The organism is Cyanobium sp. BA20m-p-22 (assembly GCF_024346275.1).
GTDB lineage: Bacteria > Cyanobacteriota > Cyanobacteriia > PCC-6307 > Cyanobiaceae > Cyanobium_A.
The window spans coordinates 1-8,628 of sequence record NZ_JAGQCQ010000149.1; the positions used below are offsets into that span (position 1 = coordinate 1).

An 8,628-nucleotide genomic window follows, 5' to 3' on the forward strand; every position below is an offset into this window, starting at 1 on the left:
GACCTGCATGACAACAGTGAAAGTCTTTTCGTTAAGCCACTTGAGAAGGTTCAGGGTGACGAGAGAGATACCATCGTGATCTCGACAACCTACGGCCCCAGCGAGCCGGGGGGGGCGATTCCCTTGCGCTTCGGCCTGCTGAACCGTGCCAGTGGCCATCGACGACTGAATGTTCTGTTCACACGGGCAAAGCATGCCATTGAGTTGGTGACTTCCCTAAAATCCAACCAGTTGCGTCTGCCCGCCACAGCCGGCCCGGGTCTCCTGGCATTCCGCGATTATCTCCGATATGTGGAAAAGGGAAGCGTTGATTCTGAATCGGCAACGGTACGTGAGCCCACCACTCCCTTCGAGAAGCTTGTTTTTAGCCTGCTAAGCAGTAATGGCTTTACAGCCGATTGTGGCGTTGGATTTTCCAACTACTTCATTGATCTAGCAGTCCGACACCCAGACGCACCTGATCACTACCTTTTGGCCCTCGAGGGAGATGGTAGCAACTACAACTCAGCGAGAGCTGCGCGCGATCGAGATAAATACCGTCAGTCAGTCCTGGAGGCCCTTGGGTGGAATGTCTACAAGGTCTGGTCAACAGACTGGTTTGACAATTCTGAGGGCGAGATCAAGAAACTGGTGGCTCAACTCAAACGGCTACGTAAGTCGGTGGTGATCCCGTGTGACCGCACCCAAGGGCTGCCAGTCAGAAACTTGATCAACGCACGTCCTCGTGACGGGACCAGTCCGCGTGACCCCACGGATGCAAATGACCTGCCAGAGCCTGACCCAGAGCCAGAACCAGAACTTGTCGCGCTCCCCTATACAAGACCGTGGCCACCAAGGGCGGCTGATCGGCCCATGGCACAACCACCACCACAGGAATCAGATCCAGATGATCTCACTTCGCAATCGTGCCAAGAACTCCTATCTGATGCCTACACAGCAAGCCAACCCACCGATGCGGCACCTAGACCGAGCATTTCAGTCGAAGGAGAAGTGGGCACAGCGGATCCTGACCTTTTCAATGATCAGCTGCAGGATTCCATGTCGATCCTTCATGCCGGATCAGGAATTGAAGCAAAAGACAGAACACCTAGTTCTGAGGGGCCTACCCAAGACCCAGAGCCCCTATCCGCTCCCAGCGCACCGTGTGATGCAGCTTTGGGCAATAGGCTCAATCCAGGAGACCGTGGCGTGATGAAGCAAGAGTCTTTCACTGTGGCCTCCAAACCCACCTCCGGCTGCGTCGTGCAGTGCCGCAGCCACCGCTGGCTGGTGGAGGAGGTGGAGCCCGCCGAGCACGCGGATGGCGACACGGTGGTGAGGATGGCCTGCCTCGACGACGACGCCAATGGTCAACGGCTTGAGGTGTTCTGGCAGCGTGAAGTGGATGCCCTGGTGCTGGGCGAGACCACCTGGGACACGGTGGGCCAACGGGGCTTTGACGACCCGCAGGTGTTCGGCAGCTACCTGAATACCCTGCGCTGGAACTGCGTCACCAGTACCGACCCCGGCCTATTCCAGTCGCCCTTGCGAGCTGGCATCGATGTGAAGCCTTACCAGCTGGAGCCGTTGCGCAAGGCCCTGCTCATGCCGAGGGTGAGCTTGTTCATCGCCGACGACGTGGGCCTGGGCAAGACGATTGAGGCCGGGCTGATCATGCGCGAGCTGCTGTTGCGCCAGAAGGTGCACCGTGTGGTGGTGGTGGCGCCGCCGTCGGTGGTGCTGCAGTGGAAAGGGGAGATGGAGAGCCGCTTCGGGCTGAGTTTTGCCGTGCTCGACCGGCAGTACATCACCGAGATGCGCCGGCAGCGGGGCTGGGGCATCAACCCTTGGGCGACCCACACCCGGTTCATCATTAGCCAAGCGCTTGTGCGCGACGAGGCCTATGCAGGGCCTCTGCGCGACTGGCTCGGCGATGAGGGCAAGCAGGCGCTGCTGATCCTCGATGAGGCCCATAACGCGGCGCCGGCGAGCGGCTCGAAATTTGCGATCGACTCCAAGCTCACCCGCGCGATGCGCGATCTGGCCGGAAGGTTCGAGCACAGGCTGTTTCTCTCGGCTACTCCCCACAACGGCCACAGCAACAGCTTCTCCGCCCTGCTGGAGATCCTCGATCCCACCCGCTTCTGCCGCGGCGTGGCCGTGCGCAAGCAAGACCTTCAGGACGTGATGGTGCGGCGGCTCAAGGAAGACCTGCGCCAGATAAATGTGGAGCTGCCTGAGCGATTGGTGGTGCCGGAGGTGATCGATGGACTACCGGCGAATACCCCGGAGATCAAACTGGCCGAGCTGCTCAGCCGCTACAGGGAGATGCGCAACCAGCGCCTAGCGAGCGCCGGTAAGCGGGAGCGTGCAGCAGAAAACCTGGTGATATCTAACCTGCAGAAGCGGCTGTTGAGTTCGATCGCGGCTTTTGATCGCACGTTGAGGGTGCATAGAAACACCCTGGAGAAACGAGCCGCCAAGGCCGACAAACAGCGCCCGGTGCGGCTGGAGGCCCTCGATCTACTGCAGGGTTCCATCGATGGCGACGACGATCGCGCCGAAGGCAACGAGGAGGACCTTCTGGAGGAGGCCGATGCCCAGCACGAGGCAGCCGTGGGCTCGGCTCTGGTGTCCAGCGAAGAGGAGAAGCAGCTACTGAGTCAGATGCAGACGATCGCCGAAGCAGCCCGCTACGAGGCCGACAGCCGCGTGCAGCGCCTCGAGCAGTTGATCCGCCAACACCTTTGTCCGCGTCTTGGGCAGCAAGGCGCTGAATGGGCTGGCGAGCGCCTGCTGATCTTTACCGAATACGCCGACACCAAGGACTGGCTGGAGCGCCGCGTGCGCGAGCTGATCGCCGGTAGCGATTGTGCCGAGGACCGGATTGCCACATTCCATGGTGGCATCGGCGATGAGCGGCGTGAGGCGATTAAGCGCAGCTTCAACAGCCCACCCAACGTCGATCCACTACGGATTTTGATCGCCACCGACGCGGCCCGCGAGGGCGTGAACCTGCAGAACCACTGCAGGCGGTTGGTGCACTTCGATGTCCCTTGGAACCCGGGCCGGATGGAGCAGCGCAATGGTCGGATTGATCGCACCCTGCAGCGTGCGCCGCAGGTGTACTGCCACTATTTCGTGCTGCCCCAACGCCCGGAAGACGTGGTGCTCGACACCGTGGTGCGCAAGACAGATCAGATCCGCCAGGAACTGGGTTGCCTGCCGCCGGTGGTGATCCGCAAGCTCAATGATCTGCTGGCCAAGGGCATCAACCCCACGTCGTTGGCGCGCACGATCGCAGACATCAAGGGCTTGGATCAGGAGGAAGACCTGCGCATCACCCGGGCCCTGCTAGATGAGGAATTGGAAGGGAGCCGTGAGCGCAAAGAAGAGCTCGAAAAACAGGTGGGCAAGCTAGAGCGCGCACTGGAGCGCTCCACCAAGTGGTTGAACTTCAGCCGCGCCCAGTTTCGCAATGCCCTCAACACCAGCCTGCAACTCACCGGAGAGCGGCAAGGCAACAACCGCTTAGCGCTAATACCGCGGGATGCCAGCCAGGCCGAGCAGGATCCCGATCGGGCCATTTGGGATTTCCCCAGTGCTGCCGAGCTGCCGGGCGGAGAAGCCGCCTGGGGGGATGTGCTTGATGCCCTGCGGCCTCCACGCCAACCCGGCCAGAAGTTGTGGCAGTGGCGCAAGGAGACGCAACTGCAGCCGGTGGTGTTCCAGGACCCCCAGGAGGTGAACGCCGATCGGGTGCACCTGCATCTAGAGCACCCGCTGGTGATGCGGCTGCTCAACCGCTTCCTGATGCGTGGTTTCCAAAGCGATGCCCTCAGCCGCGCCGCCGTGTTGGGCACGACCGATGACACGGCCAAGCTGGTCGTGCTGGCGCGGCTTAGCCTCTACGGCCACGGTGCCTCGCGGCTGCACGATGAGGTGCTCTCCGTGGTGGCCGAGTGGGATCCAGCGGATCCAAACCGGCGCCTGCGCAAGCTCAGCGTGGAGAAGAGCGATCGGGTGATGAAGGACTTGAAAGAATCCCTCCAGTTGCAGCTCGAAGCACCAGAAGCGGCAGCGATGGCGTTGCAGCAGCATCTGGCGGCGGATGTGGGCCAGCTCAGAGACGCCCTCGATCGGGTGGTCGACGAGCGCCGTCAGGACGCGGCCCAGAAGCTGGCCAAACGGTCCGACGATGAAGTGGCCCGCTTTGTGCGGGTGCTGGAGGAGCAACGCAAACGGATCCTCAGCACCCGCAGCCGCACCAACGAAAACCTCGATCAGCTGCTGCTCGATCTGGGCGGGATCAAGGAGGAACGCCGCCAGCTGCAGGACAACCGCAAGTACTGGGAGGAGCGCTTGCAAACCATCGACATTGATCTGGAGCGCGAACCGGAACGCATCCGCCGCACCTTCGCGCTGCAGACCCACCGGGTGGAGCCGGCCGGGGCTATCTACCTCTGGCCGCAGGGGGTGCGCTGATGGACAGGGGATTCAAGTCAACCCAGCACAGCTACGGGGTAATTACGCATCAAGGGATCAACGCTCACCAAGGTCAGGTTCTCCTCAACAGCCTGGGCAATCAGCAGGCGATCAAACGGGTCTTTATGCGGCACCGGCAATTGATCCAGTCGCCTGATGTGAGGCCAGTGGACTGGCAACAGCAACCAACCTTCCTGATCAACAACCCAGCTATGAATCTCCGGCAGATGCAGATCAAGATCCAGCTTGCCCAGCTTCACCTTGATCTGAATCTCCCAGAGGTTGACCACACTGCAGTAGATCTGATTCTCAGGGTCAGCAATGCTGCTGAGGGCACTGGTGGAAAGGCGCGATGGTTCTGCCAACCACCAGATCAGCACACTGGTATCAAGAAGAAACCCGGCGCCGCTCAAGGAATCAGAAACTCCTCAGCCAAGGGAGCATCGAAATCGGCGTGGGTGTGCATCTTGCCAAACAGGCCGCCTGGCTGCCGCGGGGCAGATGCTCCTCGCGAGGCGGAATCCTGCATGGCTGCCAACAGAGCGCCCACCTGGCTGCGCTGGTCAGGGCAAAGGCGTTCCAGCTGGTGTTTCAGTGACGGGCTGATGGAGGTCATGGCGAAACTTGTCTTTGCCAAGCCCAATCCTAGATGGGTTGAGCATGCAATCCTGCCCCCGCCACAGTCCTCCTCACTCCCTCTCGTGGCCCGCAAGGCCCGCTGGGGTCCTGAGACAGAAGACCTTGCTGGGTCCGCCAGCCTCCAGGAGGTGCGCTAATGGCCTACTACGGCATCCCCACCAAAGCGATCCACGAGCAATGGCTCGGCCTGGTGCAGCCCGTGGGCCTGGTGGTGGCCCCGGCGGTGCTCACCAAGCTGGAGTTGGTTCCAGAACAGCGAACCGCTCGTCTTTCGGCCCTTCAGCTGGAGCTCACCGGGCTGCTGGACGAGGCCGAGGGGGTGAACGACCAACCCGTGAAGGTGGTCTCCAGCTTCCGGCAGCTAGCCACCGAGTTGCTCGATTGGGGCGACTCCGATCTGGTGGAGGCCAGCGCGCTGGAGACGGTGCCCGAGGTGGTGCTCAGCGAATACGGCGAAACCCTGCGCCCCACCCATGGCGTACTGAAGCTGGAGGGTGAGGGCCTGCAGGCCCTGGTGCTCGATCTAAGCCAATGGCGAAACGCCAGCGGCACCCTCACACCCCAGTGGGACCGTGATCTCGATGCCGCTTGGAACCCCACTGGCAACGGCTGGGATGCCACACCGCAGCAGCGCTTTGAGCGGTTGCTGAAGGAAACCGAGCATCCGATCGGCCTGTTGTTCAACGGCACGCAGCTGCGGCTGGTGCATGCGCCGCGCGGTGAATCGAGCGGCCACATCACCATGCCACTGGAACCAATGGCTGAGGTGGCGGGCCGGCCGATGCTCGGTGCCCTCGAGCTGCTGCTGGGGGTGGACCGGCTGTTCGGCGGCAACCCGGAGCAACGTCTACCGGCCCTGCTGGCGGCAAGCCGCAAGAACCAGAACGAGGTGAGCACACGCCTTGCCGAACAGGTGCTCGAAGCCCTCTGGGAGTTGTTGCTGGGCTTCGATGCGGCCGAGCGCATTGCCCAGGACAACGGCCGCAGTGTGTTGGGCGCGTTGCCAACAACAGAGGAGGGCCAGAAGCAGCTCTACGGCGGCCTGATCACGGTGCTGCTGCGGCTGGTGTTCCTGCTGTATGCGGAAGACGAAGAGTTGATGCCCAGAGATTCGCTCTACGGGCAGCACTACAGCGTCAGCTCCTTGGCCGACCGGCTGCGCCAGGAGCGCTTTGAGCACCAGAGCGCCATGGCCGACCGGCGCGGCGCCTGGGCCTCGCTGCTGAGTTTGTTCCGGTTGGTGTACGACGGCGGCGGGGCGGACCCGAGCTACCTGCCAGCCCGCCACGGCAAATTGTTCGACCCCGATGCCTACCCGTTCCTGGAGGGTCGCGACACCGGCAGCTTCTACGACGAAGGCATCCTCATCAACCTGCCCGCCCTCAGCGACGACGTGGTGGAGAAAGTGCTGAGCAAGCTGATCTGGCTCGATGGCGAGCGGCTCAGCTACCGGGCCCTGGATGTGGAGCAGATCGGCTCGGTGTACGAGGGGATCATGGGCTTCACGGTGGAGCAGGCCCAGGGCCCCAGCGTGGGAATCACCTACCGGCCTTCCCGCCAGAAGATCACGATCACCGTGGTGGTGGACGCCGAGCAGCTGCTGGCGGTGAGCCCCGGCAAGCGCGAGAAGTGGCTCGACGATCAGACCGGAGTGACGCTCAAGCTGCCGGCCAAGGTGAAGAAGGATCTGAAAGACGCCACCACCCTCACCGAGCTGTGTGTGGCGCTCGACAAGAAACTCTCCACCCACACGCCGAACACACTGCCTGCCGGTTCGTTGATCCTGCAGCCCACGGCCGAGCGGCGCCGCAGCGGCAGCCACTACACCCCCCGCGCGCTCACCGAACCGATCGTGGCTGAGGCGTTCCGACCCTGGCTGGAGCGGTGCAACCACAAACCCACCGCAGAGCAGATCCTGGCGCTGAAGGTGTGTGATCCGGCCATGGGCTCCGGAGCGTTCCTGGTGGCTGTCTGCCGATTCCTGGCGGGGTGGTTGGTGGAAGCATGGGAACGGGACGGTTATCCCGATGACTTCCGCGAAGAATGGGACAAGGACATCGTTGCCCGCCGGCGGATCGCGCAGAGCTGCCTGTATGGCGTCGACAAGAACCCGTTTGCGGTGAACCTGGCCAAGCTGTCGCTCTGGCTGGTGACCTTGAGCAAAGAGTTGCCATTCACCTTTGTAGATCACGCGCTCAAGTGCGGTGATTCCCTGGTGGGCTACTCGGTGAAGGAGATTCGAGCGGCGATGAGTGAGGTGCAGCTTGGATTCCTCGATGCTCAAAACCGCATCTATGAGCAGATGGGAATTGATCGAAGGGAAAGCTTCGCCTTCGACAGCCTCAGCGATGCCGACTACGACAGCAAGAAGCTGCGGCTAGACGAGCAGATCAAGGCAACCGAAGGCCTGCGGCAGGCAGGTGATCTGATGGTGGCGGCGTTCTTTGCCAAGACCAAACCGAAGGAGCGGGCCGATAAGCAGCAGGTGTATCTGGCGAGGCTCAGCGGTGCCTTCAATGATGAGGGCCTACAGGATTCGATTCAGGAGATCCGCGATCGTTTGGCAGCAGGCGAAAAGGGGATCACTCCCTTCCACTGGGATCTGGAGTTCCCCGAGGTGCTTGGCGATGGAAGCGAGGGCTTTGATGCGATAATAGGAAACCCTCCCTTTATTGGTGGATCCAAGATATATGGCTACCTAGGCAAGGGGTATCCAGACTGGCTGAGGAATAAGCACAAAGAGACGGAAGGCAAAGGTGTTGATATTGTCGTACATTTTTTTAGGGCCGCAGAGACGCTTCTTAACACAGAAGGTGCCTTTAGCCTAATTGCACAGTCGTCTCTTTGCGAGGGAGATTCTAGGAAAGCTGGTCTTTGTCATTTAATCCAGAATGGTTGGACAATCTTTTCGGCGACAAGTCGCCTCAAATGGCCTGGGGCTGCGAACGTAGTCATTTGTCTAACGGCGCTATCCAGAGCGCCAGTGCAGAATGCTACGTGGAACAAGAAGACAGTTTGCAATATTAACAGCCATCTCATGCCAGTGAATACCGAGATGAATCCATCTCCACTCGTCTCAATGAGTGACACATGTTTTGTTGGGTGTAATCTTTACGGAGAAGGTTTCCTATTTTCCGATCAGATTCCTGCTGGCGAATCTGGGAGCATGGCTGAAGCCCTTGAGCTAATAGCGAGAGAACCCAAGCTGAATGAAGTCATAAAGCCCTATATAGGAGGCCAAGAAATCTCGAACAGCCCAACCCAGAGCGGCTATCGAATGGCGATCAATTTTAGAGATATGACCAAGAATGAAGCAATGCAGCAGTACCAGGAAGCATTCAGGATCGTCGAGGAACGAGTCAAGCCGGAAAGGGATAGAATTAGCGGTGATTACTCTGTAGCAGAAAGTCGAAAGCAGAATTGGTGGCTTTACGGAACATACACTCCTGCGCTATACAATGCAATTGAACAACTTGACCATGTCGCAGCTGCCTCTTATACGTCCTTCTTCTTTACTCCTTCAAT

The 8,628-nt window shown here is 60.4% G+C and carries 4 protein-coding genes and 1 pseudogene; 3 read left to right on the top strand and 2 right to left on the bottom strand.

Going from position 1 to position 8,628, the window contains the following annotated elements; genetic code table 11:
- Positions 1 to 291: 291 nt before the first annotated feature.
- Both KBZ15_RS18710 and drmD read left to right on the top strand, forming a co-directional pair.
- Positions 292 to 630 (top strand): annotated as a pseudogene (locus KBZ15_RS18710) (hypothetical protein); the annotation flags it as partial.
- Positions 631 to 1,191: 561 nt separating this feature from the next.
- Positions 1,192 to 4,464 carry a DISARM system SNF2-like helicase DrmD gene (gene drmD / locus KBZ15_RS13020; RefSeq protein ID WP_255015622.1) on the top strand — a complete coding sequence of 1,091 codons (3,273 nt, stop codon included), beginning with the start codon at positions 1,192 to 1,194 and terminating at the stop codon, positions 4,462 to 4,464.
- Between the two features lie 17 nt (positions 4,465 to 4,481).
- On the opposite strand, the gene KBZ15_RS13025 is transcribed toward drmD, so the two are convergent.
- Positions 4,482 to 4,877, bottom strand: coding sequence for a type II toxin-antitoxin system VapC family toxin (locus KBZ15_RS13025; protein ID WP_255015623.1), 396 nt, complete (start codon positions 4,875 to 4,877; stop codon positions 4,482 to 4,484).
- Entirely contained in the window at positions 4,874 to 5,080 is a 207-nt protein-coding gene (locus tag KBZ15_RS13030) for a hypothetical protein (protein ID WP_255015624.1), read from the bottom strand. The genes KBZ15_RS13025 and KBZ15_RS13030 overlap by 4 nt, the downstream gene beginning before the upstream one ends.
- A 159-nt stretch (positions 5,081 to 5,239) precedes the next feature.
- On the opposite strand from KBZ15_RS13030, the gene KBZ15_RS13035 reads away from it, so the two are divergent.
- Positions 5,240 to 8,628, top strand: a 3,389-nt coding sequence (locus KBZ15_RS13035) for an Eco57I restriction-modification methylase domain-containing protein (RefSeq protein WP_255015625.1), incomplete at its 3' end; no start/stop codon positions are given.